This is a genomic window from Endozoicomonas sp. ALD040 (assembly GCF_049275945.1).
GTDB lineage: Bacteria > Pseudomonadota > Gammaproteobacteria > Pseudomonadales > Endozoicomonadaceae > Endozoicomonas_A.
The window spans coordinates 1,744,737-1,761,693 of the sequence record NZ_CP184829.1 but is presented as its reverse complement, the minus strand read 5'-3'; the positions used below and the strand labels follow the sequence as shown (position 1 = coordinate 1,761,693).

The window sequence follows — 16,957 nt, the reverse complement described above, 5'->3', positions numbered from 1 at the left end:
TGATTTCAGTTAAACTTCTCCGGCCTGTCACAGATGCATGAGAGTCGGTTCAGAAAATGTTTTGAACTGAACTTTGTCATGTCTGTTTATTTTAGAAAGTAAGAGACCGTTTACCATGGGTAAGACTGTTGTCGTACTCGGCACTCAATGGGGTGACGAAGGTAAGGGCAAAATCGTTGACCTGCTGACTGAGCAGGCAAAAGCGGTTGTGCGTTTCCAGGGCGGCCATAATGCCGGCCATACATTGGTGACCGACGGTGAAAAAACCGTTCTGCACCTGATTCCTTCCGGTATTCTGCGCGAAGGCGTTGTATGCTACATCGGTAATGGCGTAGTTCTGTCTCCTGAAGCTCTGCTGAAAGAGATTCACAAGCTGGAAGAAGGTGGCGTTCCTGTTCGTGAACGTCTGCGAATCAGCCCGTCCTGCCCGCTGATTCTTCCTTATCACATTGCCCTGGACCAGGCCCGTGAATTGGCACGAGGCAAGGACAAAATCGGTACCACCGGTCGTGGTATTGGCCCTGCCTACGAAGACAAAGTAGCTCGCCGTGGACTGCGTGTTGCCGATCTTCTGCATCCTGAGCGTTTTGCCCAGAAACTGAAAGAAGTCATGGAGTACCATAACTTTGCTCTGGAGCACTACTACAAGGCTGATACAGTAGATTTTCAGAAGACTCTGGATGAAGCACTGGCCATGGGTGAACAGATCAAACCTATGATTGAGCGTGTGACCGACAAGGTTCATGAGCACCATGGCAAGGGGGAGAACATTCTGTTTGAGGGGGCTCAGGGCTCTCTGCTGGATATTGATCACGGTACCTACCCATTCGTCACTTCGTCCAACACCACAGCCGGTGGTGTTTCTACCGGCAGTGGTTTTGGCCCTCTCTATCTGGACTACGTTCTGGGTATTACCAAGGCTTACACGACTCGTGTCGGTTCTGGTCCTTTCCCGACCGAGCTGTTTGACGATGTGGGTATGCACCTGGCCAGGAAAGGCAATGAGTTTGGTGCGACCACTGGACGTCCCCGTCGTTGTGGCTGGTTTGACGCTGTGGCTCTGCGTCAGTCTGTTCAGATCAACTCCGTATCCGGTCTCTGTCTGACCAAGCTGGATGTTCTGGATGGCCTGCAAACGATCAAGATCTGTACCGGCTACAAGAATGCCCGGGGTGAGTCCATTACGACCCCTGTGGATGCGGAAGAGTACGAAGCAATTCAACCGGTGTATGAAGAAGTGCCCGGCTGGAGTGAGTCTACATTTGGTGCCAGGAGCCTGAATGATCTGCCGGAAAATGCCCGCGCCTACATCCGCCGTCTGGAAGAAGTGGTGGGAACACCTGTCCATATCGTTTCTACCGGCCCGGATCGTGTAGAAACCATTATTCTGGAACAGCCTTTCGGCTGATCCAGTCCCCCGCCGGATTTACTGGCGGCGGGGGCTTCTTCGCCATCAGAACCTGTAAGAAACACCGGCCATGTAAACCAGTGGGTCCAGTTCTGCGTCCAGCTTGTAGCGGTCTCCAGAGTCGTCCCTGAACTTCGCTGTGGTATTGATGTCCATATACCATACAGCAGCATTCACGGCCCAATGCTCGTTCAGTTGATAGTCAAAGCCCAGTTGTCCACTCAGGCCCAATGAACTGTCCAGTTCCAGATCGCTGTAGATATCACTGGCGGAGCCTTTGAAATCTTCACTGAAGAAAACGGTGTAGTTCAAACCAAGTCCCAGGTAAGGCTGGAACCTGGCGTTTTTGTCCATCGGGTAGTATTGCAGGCTCAAAGTCGGTGGTAAGTGTTTAACTTCGGCAAAATCTCCCAATCCTGCCAGATCACCTTTTCCTTTCAGAGTGTGTTTGAACGGTGTCGCTGCCAGCAGCTCAACACCAAACTTATCCGACAGCATGTAGGTAAAGGAGAGTCCCAGCTGGGTGTCATTGTTGACGTCAACTGTTGCGTTCTTGTCCTCATCCCCGTTGACTTCCAACCCCCCGCTGTCAACATCCGTCTGAACACTGGCTACTCCGCCCCGGAAAATAAAATCTCCGGCCTCATAAGCCTGGGCAGAGGTAGCAGAAACAGCAATAGCTGCAGCAATGGTGAGTGAGAGAACGTTTCTGTTCATGGTGGTCCCTTGCATGTGGTTGCAAAAAAGTTTCTTTGTTAACTATTAACAGTTTAATTAATTGCTTGTCGTACAATATTGATCTGAATCAATGCATAGCCGTGTCTGCCAACGCATATACGGTAGGAATTCTGTTGAAAGTGTGGGCATACTAAGCAAAGATGCGCGCTAGGAGCCTGACCGAGAATAGCGCCCGTAGCGAGGACGGCAGAAAATTGAGGATGAAAATTCGGTTTTGTGAGGAGAATAGCGAGCTATTTGACGAACAAAAGCGGATTTTCAGACCAATTTGCTGCCGCCGCAGTAGGGCAGACTATTCTCGGTCAGGCTCCTAGCAGTCTGTCGGACTTAAGCGTCCGTAGCGAGGATTGCAAGAAATTGAGGATAAAAATCTCTGTTTCTGAGGAGAATAGCGAGCTATTTGACGAAGAAACAGGGATTTTTAGACCAATTTATTGCAACCGCAGTAGGACAGTCTTAAGTCCGACAGGCTGCTAGTTACCCGGAGTAGGGTTACACTGCATACAGACATTATGTGATCACAGAGAGGTTAATAAACTCTATGCCCAAAAAAGGGTGGAAAGAACTGGACTCCCAGGCTGCTGATGAAGCAGCTCGCTACGACAACCCGATTCCCAGTCGTCTTTTTATTATGGAGACTCTGGAAAAGAGAGGGGCTCCGGCAAGCCATAAGTTACTGTGCCGTGAGTTGGGTGTAACTCTGCCTGAGCAGCAGGAAGCTTTGTTATTCCGCCTTAAAGCTATGATTCGTGATGGTCAGCTACTGGAAACCCGCAAGGGAACCTACGGTCTGTTGAGTAAAATGGATCTGATCAAAGGGCGTATTCAGGGTAATAAGGACGGCTATGGATTCCTGATTCCTGATGAGGGCGGCGAAGATTACTACCTCTCATGGCGTGAAATGCGCAAGGCTTTTGATGGTGATCGTGCGGTCATTCGTGAAACCGGAGTGGACCGCAGAGGACGACTTGAAGGTCAGATTGTTGAAGTCATAGAGCGTAATACCACCCAGTTGGTGGGTCGCTTTTACATAGAAAACGACAATGCTTTTGTCGTACCGGAAAACTCCAGAATTGGTCGCGAAATTCTCATCAAGCCGGGCCCTTTGATGCCCAGCCATGGGCAGTATGTTCTGGTTGAAATCCTTGAGCAGCCTGGCCGACGTGTTCAGCCGTTGGGCCTGATCAAAGAAGTGTTGGGTGAACGACAAGATGCCGGAATGGAAGTGGACGTTGCATTACGCACCCATGACATTCCTCATGAGTGGCCTCCTGAAGTGGAAGAGCAGGTGGCCCGGTTCAAGCCGGAAGTGGCTGAGCGGGACAAAAAGCACCGTGTTGATCTGAGAGAGACGCCTTTCGTTACCATTGATGGCGAAGATGCCCGTGACTTTGATGATGCAGTCTACTGTGAACCCAAAAAAAGCGGCGGCTGGCGTTTATTTGTAGCCATTGCTGATGTTTCCCATTACGTGAAGCCCGGAACAGCACTGGACAAAGAAGCCTATAACAGGGGCACTTCTGTCTACTTCCCGGGACATGTTATTCCCATGTTGCCGGAAGTATTGTCAAACGGGCTCTGCTCTCTGAATCCTGAAGTGGATCGTCTGGCCATGCTGTGCGAAATGACCATCAGTGGCAATGGAAAAATTTCCGGTTACAAGTTCTACGAGGGTCTGATCCGCTCCCATGCCCGTCTGACTTATACCCAGGTTTGGGAAATGCTATCAAAGCCACTCAGTGATGAGGGCAAGGCTTTACGTCGCGAACGAAAAGCGGTTCTTCCCCATGTAGAAGAACTCTATAACCTGTTCAAGGTTCTGAAAAGTATTCGTTCTGACCGTGGCACTATTGATTTTGAAACGGTAGAAACACAGATCGTTTTCGGTCGTAACCGAAAAATCGAAAAGATTGTCCCTGCTGTCCGCAATGACGCGCACAAACTGATTGAAGAATGCATGCTTTGCGCCAATGTCTGTGCGGCCAAATTCCTTCAGAAACACAAGATTCCCGGGCTCTATCGCGTGCATGAAGGGCCTACTATGGAGAAGCGGCTCAATCTGAACAGCTTTATTGCCAGTCTTGGCTTATCGCTGCCTGCTGGCAAGCTGAAGCCCGCTCACTTTCAGGCTTTGTTGGCATCGGTTAAAGATCGCCCCGATTACAATGTGATCCAGACAGTGGTCCTGCGTTCTATGAGTCAGGCCGTGTACACTTCGGATAATCAGGGGCACTTCGGACTGGCTTTTGACGAATATGCGCACTTCACTTCGCCGATTCGTCGTTATCCTGATCTGCTGGTGCACAGGGCTATCCGTCATATTATTCGTTCTTCTGTTGAAACCCGGCATGTTGTTCGCGTGGGTGCCAGAGAGATGAATAAAAAGACCATTTATCCCTATGATGGCAGTGAAGTGCTGGCCATGGGAGAGCACTGTTCTGCGACAGAACGCCGGGCAGACGAAGCTACACGGGATGCTATGGATTGGCTGAAGTGCGAGTACATGCAGCAGCATATCGGACAGACGTATTCCGGTGTCATTTCGTCCGTTACAGGCTTTGGCCTGTTTGTCGCCCTGGATGATATTTATGTAGAAGGTCTGGTACACGTCACTAGCCTTCCGGATGATTATTATCATTACGACGCTGTTCATCATCGTATGGTGGGTGAAAGAACCGGCAGAAGTTATCGATTAGGTGATGATATCGAAGTCATGGTGGCCAGCGTCAATCTGGATGACCAGAAAATTGATTTCGAATTATCCACAGGTACTGCGCAGAGACCTTCACGTTCCCGCAAATCGCGAAAAAGCCCCTCAAAAGGTGGCAAGCCATTAACCAGTGTGGCCAAGAGTCGGGCCGCAAAAAGAGCTTTACTGGATGCAGCAAAGTCTGAAGAATCGGGCAAGAAAACTACAGGTAAAAAGAAAAAACCCACTCGCAAGCAAAAAACCAGGGCTAAAAGTACCGGCAAGAAGTCCGGTAAATCCTCAGCCGGTAAGAAGCCAGAAACGAATAAAAAGTCGTCTGCAAAACCGGCCGACAGACAGCCGAGAAAGAGAAAGGCTAAGTGATTTGAAAGCGGTCAGGCGGCAATTTCCAATTTGACGCCTAATGATTTCAGCAATCGGTGAACAGTATCCATCGAGGCTGGACTTTGCCGTTAAATGTTTTATAAAGGCTCTCACGATTCAGGCCGGTTTGCTCTGCTAACTGAGCAATGCCCTTATGTCTGACTACATGACCCAGAGCCGTAATGAAAACAGCCGGATCATTATCGAGAGAGGCCTCAGTCAGGAACCAGGGAATGTCTTCATCGGTTAGGGCATTCTCAACCATATCGTAGCCGCCAAATCCCGCGCTTCCAGATTTTTTGATCAGCAAGTTGATCTTTCTTTGTAATCTGCTCTGACATTAACCAGAATCTTGAGTATTATCCGGGCTCAATAGCCTATTCCGAGTGTTAAGATGTCAGTCAACACCGACACAGGAAACAACCTCATGGCCAGATATAGCCTGGCTGAAGAGATTGCAAACAGTATCTCCCACGGTCTGGGCGCTCTGCTCAGTGTGGCCGGTTTGACCCTTTTGGTAACCTATGCTGCCGAACAGCATGATGTCTGGCGCATTGTCAGCTTCAGTATCTATGGGGCAACGCTAATACTGCTCTTTCTCTCTTCCACGCTCTATCACAGTATCCAGCATGAGAACACCAAGAAGGTTTTCAAGCTGCTGGATCATTGTTCCATCTACCTTCTGATCGCCGGAACCTATACCCCGTTCTTACTGGTCAGCATGAGGGGAACATTGGGCTGGATCATGTTTGCCATTATCTGGCTGTTGGCTATTGCGGGCATTGTTTTTAAAGTCTGGTTTGGTCCACGCTTTAAAAAACTTTCGGTAGCCACTTATATTTTGATGGGCTGGCTGGTTCTTTTTGCGTCAAAAGAGTTGGCCAGCAAGATATCGCTGGAGGGTATCTACTGGCTGTTAGCGGGTGGCCTCTCTTATACTCTTGGGGCGGTTTTTTACCTGTGGAAAAAGCTGCCCTTTAACCATGCTATCTGGCATGTTTTTGTTCTGGGCGGTAGTGTCTGTCATTTCTTTGCTGTTTTTTTTCACGTACTGCCTGCCAGTTAGCAAAATCGTCGTAAACCCTCGCCCAATCGAGGGTGTCGCGAAACTCTCTCCAGCGTGAGAACGAGTTGACTCCCGTTATTCACGGCTTCATTCTCGTCATTCCCGCGAAGGCGGGAATCCACACTGACTCACCACCAGAACTATACTGCCCGTTGCCCCCTGGCCTTGTCATCCCCGAGAAGGCAGAGACCCACTGTTGGCGCTGGATTCCCGCCTTCGCGGGAATGACGACTTCAATAACCGAGGGGCACCCGGTTACTGCTGATGGAGGCTTCTGTGTAAGTCCAGTCGCTATAAGCTGGCTGTAGCCTGTGAAGTCAGAAGCCTCGCCTGACAAGGCGGGGAGTGTCACTTCCAGATCAGGCTATGGGGCAGAACTGTTGTCAGTGCTCGTGTTAGCGTGAGGTGGCAGGCAGCCATTCATCGCTTTTTGTAGTCATGGGATGTTACGTTTACGACCTTGACCTGTACCAGATGACCCTCAATGGTATAGATCACAGGGTATTGTTTATTCAAGCGTGAAGAGCGGTATCCATTCCACTGAAGCCTTCGGCTCTGCTAATATGCATTCCAATCCTGATTCCAACCCTGCATACGAATTTCCGTAATGAGTGATGATGTTGTTTTTGGCCTGCACGCTGTGCAGAGCCTGTTTGAGCATTCTCCTGAAAAAGTTTTAGAACTTTTGATCCAGAAAGGTCGCACTGATAAGCGCATTAATGCGCTGGTGGAGGAAGCCCGCAACCAGGGCGTGACGGTGCGTTTTGTCGAGCGCGGCCGACTGGACTCGAAAGTTGAAGGGGTGCACCAGGGCGTACTGGCCCGTGTTGCGCAGGCGAAAGTTTACCGGGAGGGCGATCTGGAAGATCTTCTGAACACGCTGGATGAGCCGCCTTTCCTCTTGATACTGGATGGCGTGACCGATCCTCATAACCTGGGTGCCTGTCTAAGAACCGCTGATGCCGCCGGTGTTCACGCTCTGATTACGCCCAAAGACAAATCTGCCAGCCTGAATGCGACGGCTCGAAAAGTGGCCTGTGGCGCAGCAGAGAATGTCCCGCTGGTACAGGTGACCAATCTTTCCAGAACCATGGATTGGCTGAAAGATCGTGGCATCTGGATGATTGGCACCGCCGGTGAAAGCGCTTGTGATATTTACAAGACAGACCTCAAGGGGCCCCTGACCCTGGTGATGGGTGCTGAGGGTAAGGGAATGAGAAGACTGACCCGTGACAAGTGTGATTCTTTAATCTTTATCCCCATGACAGGGTCAGTCAGCAGTTTGAATGTTTCTGTAGCGACAGGTGTCTGCCTGTTTGAGGCGGTTCGCCAAAGACAGTCATAGAACTCCGAAATTCTCAGGATGGTTTTTCTCTCAACAGAGCGTCCAGATGTTCAATGACTACAACCCAGTCAGCGTCTTCATTGTATGCCTGTTGAATAAAAGCCTGCTGGCTGTCTGAAAAGAAGTCGGCATGCTCAATTTTTACCCGATGGGGCATTTTTTTATGCTCTTCGATGAAGGCATTGATTTCTTGGTCGCTGCTGGGCAATCCAAGCTGATCAAACAGATCGTTCATGGTGTGATGAGCAGGTTCCATTGAGACCTCCTGATGGAATCTGTTTTCGTAACGTCATGATAGCAGGCCACTGTCTTTTGAAAAGATAAAACCGAATTCCAAAGGTAAAAAATGTGAGTACAAAAAAGAATGTCGTTTTATTGGATCGGGTTACTCTGGGTGACGGCGTATCACTGGAAGCGTTTCAACAGCTTTCATTACCGCTGGAAATATACGATCAGAGTCAACCAGAAGATATAGTTGAACGTTGTCGTGATGCGGTAGCGATTTTCACCAATAAAGTGGTGATTGATGAGTCGACACTCTCTTCACTCCCCAACCTTCGATATATCGGAGTAATGGCAACGGGAACAAATAATATTGATCTTGCTGCGTGTGATCTGCGAGGAATTAAAGTCCAGAACGTAGAAAGTTACAGCACCGCATCTGTTGCCCAACATACCATGGCTTTGATTTTGTCTCTGGCGGGCTCTGTTCCTGCTTACATCCAAGATGCTACCAACGGCAGCTGGGAAAAAAGCGACAGATTCTGTCTACTGAATCATCCGATCATGGAGCTGGAGGGTAAAACACTGCTCATTGTCGGTTATGGGGACTTGGGTAAGGCCACTGCCAGGCTGGCAGAAGCTTTCGGTATGAATGTGTTGAAGGCTAAAGTGCCAGGTTCGCCGACAACCTCTGAAGACAGGTTGGAGTTAGACGAAGGATTGAAACAGTCAGATGTCGTCAGTTTGCATTGTCCTTTGAGTGAAAGCACTGCCAACCTGATGGATCAGAGAAGACTGTCACTGATGAAATCCGGGGCTATTCTGATCAACACCGCCAGAGGCGGGCTGGTAGACGAGAGTGCTCTGGTTTCAGCACTGGAAGCTGGGCGACTGGGAGGCGCCGGGTTTGATGTGTTGACGGAGGAGCCCCCCAGACACGGAAATATCCTGCTCAGCACGTCTCTGCCCAATTTGATGGTCACTCCCCATTGCGCCTGGGGAAGTCTCGAGTCGAGACAACGTCTGGTCAATTTTGCGGCAGAGCACTATATACGTTTTCTTCAGGAGTAGGAGTCAGCTTCGTTAATTGCACTATGGTCAATAACAGTTAAAAAAACTGGCGCATCACATTCGAATTTACTGATGGCAATGCATACATATTGAACTACGAGGATTATCACTGATGAGAATGCACGATCCACTCCACCCGGGAGAGTTTATAAAGCAAACCTACATGGAACCAGCCAAAGTTAGCTGCAGGCAACTGTCTGAGGCTCTGGAGGTCTCACCCTCAACTTTGAACAGGATTTTGCAGGGAAAAAGCGCTATATCCACTGAGATGGCCAGAAGACTTTCCATGGTTATTGGCAGAACTACGGAAAGCTGGCTGGTTATGCAGAACAACTACGACATCTGGCAATCAGAGCAGTCAGTAAAGCTCAATACTCTGAAGCCTTTCAAATTTTCTTTTGCGTGATCACTCAGGCCCTTTTTTGGAATCAGGGGTATAGGTAAAGCGATAGAAAATATCCACAGCCTGAGCCAGACCACTGACGACCTGAAGATAGAGTCTGGGCATGAGTTCGTAGCGAACTTTCACTTCGCTGACTGAGTCAAAAACCCCAGCACCGTATTGCAGGCGGAGACCGGGGGCTATGTAGCCACCAATGGTGATTCGGGTATCATCGCCACTGCCTTCAGTATCCAGAGAGACATCGCTAAAACCAAAGGATTCACCAAGCGATGTGGCGATACCACCAAATCGGGAAACACCAAGCCCTACCAGCATCGCCTGGGCACCGGAACTGTCATCTCCTTCCAGACCCCGGCCTCGCAGCAGGTAGGAGAGCTGCTCCTGTTGCGGCATTTCCGGGCTGGAATAAACGGTCCACTCAGGTTTTTTTACAGAGCCACTGACCTTAATGCCGACCTCAACATTATCTTCGATGGTTTCCGGATTTCGAATGGCATTGACCAATAGATAGGGGGAATCGATAGGCCCCTGAAAAATGATTTTTCCTTCCTTGATCAGTAAATCCTGGCCCAGCTGGTGGTAACGACCGCCAATTAAATTAATGGTGCCGCTTCCTTCCAGGGGTTTGTCAGGAAGCTGTAGAAGATCGAGATGCCCTGCCAGTCTGGCTTTGAGGCCGAAAGCATTGAGCCGGATATCGTCTCCCAGTATGACTCGTACCTTCATCGAAAACAGCTGTAAGGCCTGTTCGTGGAGCTCAGAAGTTTGTCCTTCCTGCACTATTACTACATCATCTGAGACTGAAACAGCACTCTCCGGAAGACTGTTGATGGTAATGCGACTCCAGGGAATTCGGATAATACCCGTCAGTGTTATCTTTTCAGACAGTGTCAGCTTAAGGTCGGGAGAAACTTTGATCTCCCCCATGCCAGGGTATTTAACATCCAGGTCTTGCCCTTTCAGGGTGATGATACCGGCAGGCTGCCGAAAATCTTTCCAGCTTAGCTGACCTCCCAGATCCAGTAAGCCCTTACCTACCTGCATTTTGCCTTCTACTGTGCCTGAGTCACCGTTCACATTGAGGTAAGTATTAAGTTCAGAAACGCTGACAATGTCTCGTGTGGTATTGGCATAACCATTTTCAATGGCCAGTCGGCCATAAAAAAGAGGTTTGGCAAGAGAGCCTTCCAGTCGGCCCCGGGCAGAAAAAGTACCTTTCAAATCGCTAACTTCAGGCAAGAAAGGCGCAAATATTTCCAGCAATAATTGCTCAATATTCAGCTGGCCACTGAGGGTTTTCCGGTTTTTCAGATCATTGACGGCTATGGTCAGGTGGCTGCGTCCCAATGTGTCTGAGAGGAAGTTTAGAGAGCTTTGCAACTGATTGTTGACGATTCTGGCTTCCATGTTGAGCTGGCTGTAATCGCCGGACAGATCATAAGCCTGAAGTTTTCCGGGGCTTGAAGAAAGCTTTAACGACAGTTTCGGCTGGTTATCCTGCCAGCTTGCTTCCCCTTTTGAGTTAAGCATCGCCTGCCAGCCAAAATCGGTGGGAAAAAAGGCTTTGAATCTTTCAGGTGCGAGTTGCTCAATGTGAAAGGAGAGAAGTCCTGAATCTTTGCCCAAGTGGCTGGATTGAGCACAAATACTGGAAGGGGATGATTCCAGACAGAATTCAGAGAATGAAGCGTTGGCTGCCGAGGCTTTGATATCAACAGGCTTTTTCAGTGACCAATCTCCGAATTCTGTGTTCAGGTCACTGCGGGTGAGCTGTCCCTGCCATTGTTCGTTGTGGTAGCTGCCAGCCAGGGTGATGACGCTCTTGAGCTCTTTACCCTGGGTTGAGAGCCGAACCTGATGTTGTTTTTCATTGCCTCTGGCTTCAAGCAAGATCTGGTTAAGCGTGTGTGTGCCCTGTTTCAGTGCCTCTATGCTGATGCGAGCCTGCCCCAGAATCTGTTCTTTCTTTACAATTTGACCTTTTGCCGAGAGGTCTTTGACGACTGTGTCCAGATAACGAACTGAAGAGCTGTCCAGTTGAAAGTTCAATCTGGGTTGCTTTTTGCTCCCGGATACATGGATTAAACCTTTCACCTCACCCTTAAGGCCGGGATAAAGTTCTGCCAGTTTTGAAGCATTGAGTTCTGCTTCTATGTCCCATTGTTTATCAATAAGACCATGGGCGTTTAACTGGTTTTCACCGACTTTGGCATTGAGGTGATCTACCTTCCAGTTAAAAAGATGATTGATGTCCAGTGTGCCGGAGAGCGAGACGGGTTTGTCCCTGAGTTCTCCGGTGATATCCATTTCAGAAATCATCAGGTGCCAGATTTTACCGTCCAGATTAAAACGGCTTTTCATAACGCCATCCAGTCTCGCAGGATACTGAGGTAAGAGGCTGGCTGTGTTCAGACTGTTGAGATTCACCTTCCCATTCCAGGCAATCCCCTTTGTCCAGTTCAGTCGGCCTGAAAGATCTGCATCACCTTCAGGGGTTGAGAGATTGAGACGATGGATCGCAATATGCTCAAGGTCTCCCCGTGCCTGGAGTAAGACCTTTACCCGGATTTCTTTATGAGTCCCGGAAGTGGCCAGGACATTGGATTTGGCCGTGGCGCTGGCATCCAGTTGATAGTCGGCCAGAGAACCTTGAAGGCTGGCCTTCAGACTTTCTGGTTGGAGCTTTTTATCGAAGGAGGCTGGTTGAATTTCAACGGTTGCTGACACCGGATAATCGCCGCTCAGTGTTATTTTCCCGTGCAGGCTGGCTTTGCCCAAAGCATGTTCAACTTTGAACTCTTGGATATTGATTTGCGATTGCCGGGCATCAGACGACAAAAGTATATTACTGACTTCTTGCTTAATCTCACCCTGTTCATAAGTGCCTTTATCCAGAGTCAGCTTTTTGACAGTGATGGGCAGAGGTAGCTCTATCTCTGGCAATATCAGTCCGTCGCTGGCAGGTGTTTGTGCTTTATCAGGCACTGGTAGTTTAATTAAAAGGTTTTCCAGTCCCAGTTCATCAATGACCAGTCTTCCTTCGAGCAGCATTTGTGGTTGCCACTGCAAAGAGAGTCGGTTAGCTGTGAACGCCATATCCTGATCCACCCAGCCTGGATTCTGGAAGACAAGGCCGTTGGAAATTGATCCCTGAACCAATTCACCGTGAAGTTCAGGTAATTGTGAGCGAGCCAGGTTCCACAGCCAGAGGTTGCCGGTATGAGTCAGCAGCAAAAACAGCATCAGGCAGAGGAGAGTGACAAGAGAGGTTAAGATACCCAGAGCCGTCTTCATATTTCTGGCCCCATAGAAAAGTGCAGTCTATAAGGGGTGCCAGGTTCACTGACAGCGAAGGCCAGATCCAATCTCAGTGCGCCCAGTGGGGTTATCCAGCGGATGCCGAAGCCGGCTCCGGTTTTCCAGTCGTCCCTGTAGTCATTGGTGGCAGTTCCGTAGTCAACAAAAACAGCGGCTCGCCAGTGTTCCAGAAACTGGTAATTGTATTCCACACCGAGCGCAGTCATATATTTTGCCCCCGTCAATTTATCGTTGTCGTCTTTGGGGGCAATGCTTTCATAGTCATAGCCTCTTACCGTCTGGTCACCTCCAGTGAAGAAACGAATAGAAGGGGGTATTTTGCTGACGTCGTTTATCCAGATAGCACCTTGTTCAATTCTACCAATGAAACGGTGTTTTTCTGCCAGTGTTGTTAAACCTTTAGTACGGCCCCATAGCTTCACAAAGTTCTGATCAGAGGCAAAGAGCTTATCCGAAAATTCTGCCGTGGACATGATCAGGTAGCCGCTCCGGGGGTCGAGCTTCCCGCCTCTGGCGTGGCGTCGGGTCATGGAAATGCCTGGGATGACCAGAAAGCTTTCGCCACTCTGAAGGCCCTGTTTGTAGCTTTCGTATTGAATTCTTAAAAACAGGTCTCGGTCCCAGCCATGTGGGTTTTTTTTCCATTTATGGATGGACGTCGATCCAAGGTTACTGATGGTGTCTTCCTGTCGCTTATATTGATAACCCACCTGAAGGTCATAGAATTCAGTTAATGGGTTGCCGTAGGGGATTTTATAGCTGGAAGTCAGTTCGGCTCTGGGGGCTGAGAGCAGAGCCTCATTGGTCAGGCTGTGCCCTTTGTCATTGATCATGGGGATATCCCAGGTCAAAGAAAGCCTGGGGCCTTCGTCAGTAGAATAACCGACACCGGTTTCAATCTCATGATACCTCTTGGGAATGACACCGATATAAACAGGGACATGGTAGTCTTCGGTTTTATCCCGCATGGGGAGGATATCGATTTGCTGGAAATAGCCTGTTGAGGCCAGCTCTTTGTTCAGGTTGCCCAGCTTAACCGATTGATAGTTTGAGCCGGGCTTGAAGGTCAACATTTTCTCGATCAGGGCTTGGGTATTTTCAGGGATTTCTCTATAAACAATGTTCCCAAAGCGGTAACGCCTGCCAGAGTCAAAAACCAGTTCGACATCCGCCGCATTTTCTTGTGGATAAACTTTGACTCTGTGGGTTTGCATCTGAGCGTCGAAAAAACCGAGAGACTGGGCCTGGGTGTTAAGCTCCGTCTTAAGTTCTTCATATTCTCCGCTATTGAAGACAGTACCTTTTTTAAGGGGGGAGCGTTTGACGATCCTCTTGAACGACCGGTTTTTTCGGGCCTCTCCTTTCAGTTCTATTTTGATGGTGCGGATAAGTACGGGTTGTCCCGGATCAACATGAATTTTGAGTTGGTCAGTATCTTTGCCATCCATCTTCATGGAAATGGTTGGGTTGAAATAGCCCAGGGCTTGCAGAGATTTCTGAACGGCCTCAAGAATACTGCTTTGATAGCCAGGCAATTCTCCGGGCTCAATAGCAGGCAAAGTTTGCAGAAAGCGTTCGGCATTCCGCTTCAGCCCGTCTTCCAGACCCTTAATCTCATAGGTCAGATGGGATCGGGCCTGGCAAACAGAAGGAAGGGCTGAAAGCAAAAGTACGATAATCGATAGAAATTTATTCAGTTTACCCACTGGCGACCATTTGTTGAGAGTAAAGTTGTTGAGAGAAAGTGGCGGGACTGACCGATATCGTAGAAGGTCTGTCGATCTATCTCAATAAAAAGCAGCGTCAGGCAGTAGATTCCCGGATTCTCATGCGTTTTAACGTCGGCCGCCATCGGTTTATAATTCTTGCAACCATGGTCACACTTCTCTAAAATCCTCCGCTCTTTGTAAGCTGGGCGTGGTGTGCAGGCATCTTTCAGGTGACTGTCATCTCCGATCCATCTCCTTGCCTTACTGCTCTGTGAATGGAACCTGTGTTTCACTCAGTGTGGGAGGCTGTTTAACCCGTAAGGAGCAAATAATGCGTCATTACGAGATTGTTTTTCTGGTACATCCTGACCAGAGCGAGCAAGTACCAGGCATGATAGAGCGTTATACACGCGCTATCAGCGAAAACGGCGGTCAGGTACACCGTCTTGAAGATTGGGGCCGTCGTCAGCTGGCTTATCCAATCAACAAGATCCACAAGGCTCACTACGTTCTGATGAACATCGAGTGCAGCAATGAGATCCTGGACGAACTGACAGATAACTTCCGTTATAACGACGCAGTTATCCGTAACATGGTGATCCGTCGTGATGAGGCCGTTTCCGAGCCATCCATCATGATGCAGGCTGAAGAGAAACGTGAACGCCGTGACGATCGTCGTGAAGATCGTCGTGAAGAGCGTCGTGAAGAAGCTGCTGAAGCTCCGGAAGCTGCTGAAGAAGCTGCCGAGTAAGTCGTCCTTGATACTGCTTTAGCTCAAGGCTGTTTTAGCTCAAGGCTGTTTCAGCCCAGGCTGGCAGGATTAAGAACATCACCATTTGTTGAATTCAAGGAGACGTTGCAATGGCACGTTTTTTCCGCCGCAGAAAGTTCTGCCGTTTCACCGCTGAGGGCGTGAAAGAGATCGATTACAAAGATCTGAACACCCTGAAAGCTTATGTTTCTGAAACTGGCAAGATTGTACCAAGCCGTATCACCGGTACCAAAGCCCGTTATCAGCGTCAGCTGGCGACAGCTATCAAGCGTGCGCGTTACATCGCACTGCTGCCATATACTGATCGTCACTGATCAGTCGGCAAACTCTGGAACTGAAGGTATTGCTTGATGCGTAAACTGGCGGAACTGGCAATGAAAAGCCCGAAACATTCCTTGTTTCTGGCGGTCATATTTGCCTGTATTCCCATGCTTTTCTGGTTGAGTGCGGCTATTGTATCTCTGGTGATACTGCGTCGCGGCATTGACCACGGACTGAAAGTCCTGATTTGGGCTTTGTTACCCGGAATAGCCTGGGCCGCCTTTGGTCAATACAGCGTATTGATCGGGTTGGCAACCACAGCGTTGCTGGCTTGCGTCCTGCGCCAGACTGTCTCATGGCCGAAAACCCTGTTGGCTGTTGTGCCGCTGGGAGGCCTCGTGGCTTTTGCCATGTACCAGATATCACCGCAGATGATCAGCGTCATGGCTGGCACTGTGATGGAGTTTCTGAAAAAGAGTCTCCAGGGCAGTAGCAGTCTAGAGGCTCTGCAACCGGGTGAACATCTGAGACAGGTCCTGGAGTACGGCGTAGCGGGTGCTCTGGCCTGGGTGCACATACTGTTTTGTGTCCTGGCTTTGATGCTGGCGCGCTCCTGGCAGGCCGATCTCTATAACCCCGGAGGATTCGGTGAAGAATTCCGCAAGGTGCGGTTACCCGCAGCTGTCGGGGTAGGTCTACTGACCATCACTTTGATGGGTTCAGCACTGTCACCTGTGATGACTGCCCTGGTACCCATCGCATCGTTGCCACTGTTTATTGCAGGTCTGGCGCTGGTCCATGGGCTGGTAAAACTGCGTCAACGGGGCAGCTTCTGGTTGATTGGACTGTATATGCTGTTGATCACCCTTACGCAACTGGCATACCCGGTTATTGTTTTGACTGCTTGTCTTGACAGTCTGTTTGATTTTCGCAACCGCGTGAGTAAGCAGATTCAGGGCTGACAGGCACTAGGTATAAGGTAAGAGGCTAGCGATGGACGTTATCCTGCTTGAGAGAGTTGCCAACCTTGGCAACCTGGGCGACAAGGTAACCGTTAAAGCCGGTTACGGTCGTAACTTTCTGATTCCTTTCAGCAAGGCTGTGCCTGCTACCAAGGAAAATGTTGAAGCTTTTGAAGCTCGTCGCGCCGAGCTGGAAAAGGCTGCTAACGAAAAGCTGGCTGCTGCCCAAAAGCGTGCAGCTGAAATGGCTGAAATCGAACTGACCCTGACCGCCAAAGCGGGCGACGAAGGCAAGCTGTTCGGTTCTATCGGCTCACGTGATCTGGCTGAAGCCATCACTGGTGCTGGCGTTGAAGTAGCCAAGAGCGAAATTCGCATGGGCGAAGGTCCCATTCGCGCTACTGGCGAATACGACATCGCCATCCAGCTGCACACCGACGTTGCAGCGACTATCAAGGTATTCGTTGAAGCTGAATAAGTTCGGTTGTAACCACGCCTGATAGAAAAATACCCGTGGGCTTAGGTCCACGGGTATTTTTTTATGTGCCTTTTGTCCTGCCTCTTCATTCGCCGTCATTTCAGTCAAAAGATTGTTTTAAATCTGTCATC

At 49.5% G+C, this 16,957-nt stretch carries 17 protein-coding genes; 12 read left to right on the top strand and 5 right to left on the bottom strand.

The window, feature by feature from the left end; genetic code table 11:
- Window positions 1-115 precede the first annotated feature (115 nt).
- On the top strand, window positions 116-1,408 hold the full coding sequence (locus ACOJUN_RS05670) for an adenylosuccinate synthase (RefSeq protein ID WP_422135696.1): 1,293 nt from the start codon (window positions 116-118) through the stop codon (window positions 1,406-1,408).
- Between the two features lie 45 nt (window positions 1,409-1,453).
- Here ACOJUN_RS05670 and ACOJUN_RS05665 read toward each other — a convergent pair whose 3' ends face one another.
- Complete coding sequence (locus ACOJUN_RS05665) at window positions 1,454-2,125, bottom strand: OmpW/AlkL family protein (protein WP_422135695.1); 672 nt, start codon at window positions 2,123-2,125, stop codon at window positions 1,454-1,456.
- A gap of 562 nt (window positions 2,126-2,687) precedes the next feature.
- Between ACOJUN_RS05665 and rnr the strand changes: the two genes are divergently transcribed.
- Window positions 2,688-5,219 carry a ribonuclease R gene (gene rnr / locus ACOJUN_RS05660; protein WP_422135694.1) on the top strand — a complete coding sequence of 844 codons (2,532 nt, stop codon included), beginning with the start codon at window positions 2,688-2,690 and terminating at the stop codon, window positions 5,217-5,219.
- 46 nt (window positions 5,220-5,265) lie between these two features.
- Here the strand turns inward: rnr and ACOJUN_RS05655 are convergent, their stop codons facing one another.
- Complete coding sequence (locus ACOJUN_RS05655; RefSeq protein ID WP_422135693.1) at window positions 5,266-5,529, bottom strand: addiction module antidote protein; 264 nt, start codon at window positions 5,527-5,529, stop codon at window positions 5,266-5,268.
- Window positions 5,530-5,646: 117 nt separating this feature from the next.
- Between ACOJUN_RS05655 and trhA the strand changes: the two genes are divergently transcribed.
- From trhA to rlmB, 3 genes are all read left to right on the top strand, one after another.
- Window positions 5,647-6,285 carry a PAQR family membrane homeostasis protein TrhA gene (trhA, locus tag ACOJUN_RS05650; protein ID WP_422135692.1) on the top strand — a complete coding sequence of 213 codons (639 nt, stop codon included), beginning with the start codon at window positions 5,647-5,649 and terminating at the stop codon, window positions 6,283-6,285.
- 65 nt (window positions 6,286-6,350) lie between these two features.
- Entirely contained in the window at window positions 6,351-6,593 is a 243-nt protein-coding gene (locus ACOJUN_RS05645; RefSeq protein ID WP_422135691.1) for a hypothetical protein, read from the top strand.
- 299 nt (window positions 6,594-6,892) lie between these two features.
- Window positions 6,893-7,630 carry a 23S rRNA (guanosine(2251)-2'-O)-methyltransferase RlmB gene (gene rlmB, locus ACOJUN_RS05640; protein WP_422135690.1) on the top strand — a complete coding sequence of 246 codons (738 nt, stop codon included), beginning with the start codon at window positions 6,893-6,895 and terminating at the stop codon, window positions 7,628-7,630.
- 13 nt (window positions 7,631-7,643) lie between these two features.
- Here the strand turns inward: rlmB and ACOJUN_RS05635 are convergent, their stop codons facing one another.
- Window positions 7,644-7,886: a DUF2789 family protein gene (locus tag ACOJUN_RS05635; protein WP_422135689.1), complete on the bottom strand. Its 243-nt coding sequence runs from the start codon at window positions 7,884-7,886 to the stop codon at window positions 7,644-7,646.
- A gap of 92 nt (window positions 7,887-7,978) precedes the next feature.
- Here ACOJUN_RS05635 and ACOJUN_RS05630 point away from each other — a divergent pair, with 92 nt between their 5' ends.
- Window positions 7,979-8,923: a D-2-hydroxyacid dehydrogenase gene (locus ACOJUN_RS05630; protein WP_422135688.1), complete on the top strand. Its 945-nt coding sequence runs from the start codon at window positions 7,979-7,981 to the stop codon at window positions 8,921-8,923.
- 112 nt (window positions 8,924-9,035) lie between these two features.
- Entirely contained in the window at window positions 9,036-9,329 is a 294-nt protein-coding gene (locus tag ACOJUN_RS05625) for a HigA family addiction module antitoxin (RefSeq protein ID WP_422135687.1), read from the top strand.
- On the opposite strand, the gene ACOJUN_RS05620 is transcribed toward ACOJUN_RS05625, so the two are convergent.
- Window positions 9,330-12,620, bottom strand: a complete 3,291-nt coding sequence (locus ACOJUN_RS05620) for a translocation/assembly module TamB domain-containing protein (RefSeq protein WP_422135686.1) — start codon at window positions 12,618-12,620, stop codon at window positions 9,330-9,332.
- Window positions 12,617-14,350, bottom strand: coding sequence for an autotransporter assembly complex protein TamA (locus tag ACOJUN_RS05615; RefSeq protein WP_422135685.1), 1,734 nt, complete (start codon window positions 14,348-14,350; stop codon window positions 12,617-12,619). Before ACOJUN_RS05615 ends, ACOJUN_RS05620 begins: the two co-directional genes overlap by 4 nt.
- A 38-nt stretch (window positions 14,351-14,388) precedes the next feature.
- On the opposite strand from ACOJUN_RS05615, the gene ACOJUN_RS05610 reads away from it, so the two are divergent.
- From ACOJUN_RS05610 to rplI, 5 genes are all read left to right on the top strand, one after another.
- Complete coding sequence (locus tag ACOJUN_RS05610) at window positions 14,389-14,535, top strand: hypothetical protein (RefSeq protein ID WP_422135684.1); 147 nt, start codon at window positions 14,389-14,391, stop codon at window positions 14,533-14,535.
- A gap of 149 nt (window positions 14,536-14,684) precedes the next feature.
- Window positions 14,685-15,104 (top strand): 30S ribosomal protein S6, encoded by a 420-nt coding sequence (rpsF, locus tag ACOJUN_RS05605; RefSeq protein ID WP_422135683.1) that lies wholly within the window; start codon window positions 14,685-14,687, stop codon window positions 15,102-15,104.
- Window positions 15,105-15,214: 110 nt separating this feature from the next.
- Complete coding sequence (rpsR, locus tag ACOJUN_RS05600) at window positions 15,215-15,439, top strand: 30S ribosomal protein S18 (protein ID WP_034835335.1); 225 nt, start codon at window positions 15,215-15,217, stop codon at window positions 15,437-15,439.
- A 36-nt stretch (window positions 15,440-15,475) separates the two neighbouring features.
- Window positions 15,476-16,348 carry a hypothetical protein gene (locus ACOJUN_RS05595; RefSeq protein ID WP_422135682.1) on the top strand — a complete coding sequence of 291 codons (873 nt, stop codon included), beginning with the start codon at window positions 15,476-15,478 and terminating at the stop codon, window positions 16,346-16,348.
- A gap of 31 nt (window positions 16,349-16,379) precedes the next feature.
- A complete protein-coding gene (gene rplI / locus ACOJUN_RS05590) occupies window positions 16,380-16,826 on the top strand; it encodes a 50S ribosomal protein L9 (protein WP_317144724.1) in 447 nt (148 codons plus the stop codon).
- The last annotated feature ends 131 nt before the right edge of the window (window positions 16,827-16,957 follow it).

Bases quoted from the DNA above. Each gene is read 5' to 3' on its own strand.
- ACOJUN_RS05595 (WP_422135682.1), top strand. From the start codon at position 15,476: ATGCGTAAACTGGCGGAACTGGCAATGAAAAGCCCGAAACATTCCTTG.
- trhA (WP_422135692.1), top strand. From the start codon at position 5,647: ATGGCCAGATATAGCCTGGCTGAAGAGATTGCAAACAGTATCTCCCAC.
- ACOJUN_RS05620 (WP_422135686.1), bottom strand. From the start codon at position 12,620: ATGAAGACGGCTCTGGGTATCTTAACCTCTCTTGTCACTCTCCTCTGC.
- ACOJUN_RS05665 (WP_422135695.1), bottom strand. From the start codon at position 2,125: ATGAACAGAAACGTTCTCTCACTCACCATTGCTGCAGCTATTGCTGTT.
- ACOJUN_RS05670 (WP_422135696.1), top strand. From the start codon at position 116: ATGGGTAAGACTGTTGTCGTACTCGGCACTCAATGGGGTGACGAAGGT.
- rpsF (WP_422135683.1), top strand. From the start codon at position 14,685: ATGCGTCATTACGAGATTGTTTTTCTGGTACATCCTGACCAGAGCGAG.
- ACOJUN_RS05635 (WP_422135689.1), bottom strand. From the start codon at position 7,886: ATGGAACCTGCTCATCACACCATGAACGATCTGTTTGATCAGCTTGGA.
- rlmB (WP_422135690.1), top strand. From the start codon at position 6,893: ATGAGTGATGATGTTGTTTTTGGCCTGCACGCTGTGCAGAGCCTGTTT.
- rnr (WP_422135694.1), top strand. From the start codon at position 2,688: ATGCCCAAAAAAGGGTGGAAAGAACTGGACTCCCAGGCTGCTGATGAA.
- ACOJUN_RS05625 (WP_422135687.1), top strand. From the start codon at position 9,036: ATGAGAATGCACGATCCACTCCACCCGGGAGAGTTTATAAAGCAAACC.
- rplI (WP_317144724.1), top strand. From the start codon at position 16,380: ATGGACGTTATCCTGCTTGAGAGAGTTGCCAACCTTGGCAACCTGGGC.
- rpsR (WP_034835335.1), top strand. From the start codon at position 15,215: ATGGCACGTTTTTTCCGCCGCAGAAAGTTCTGCCGTTTCACCGCTGAG.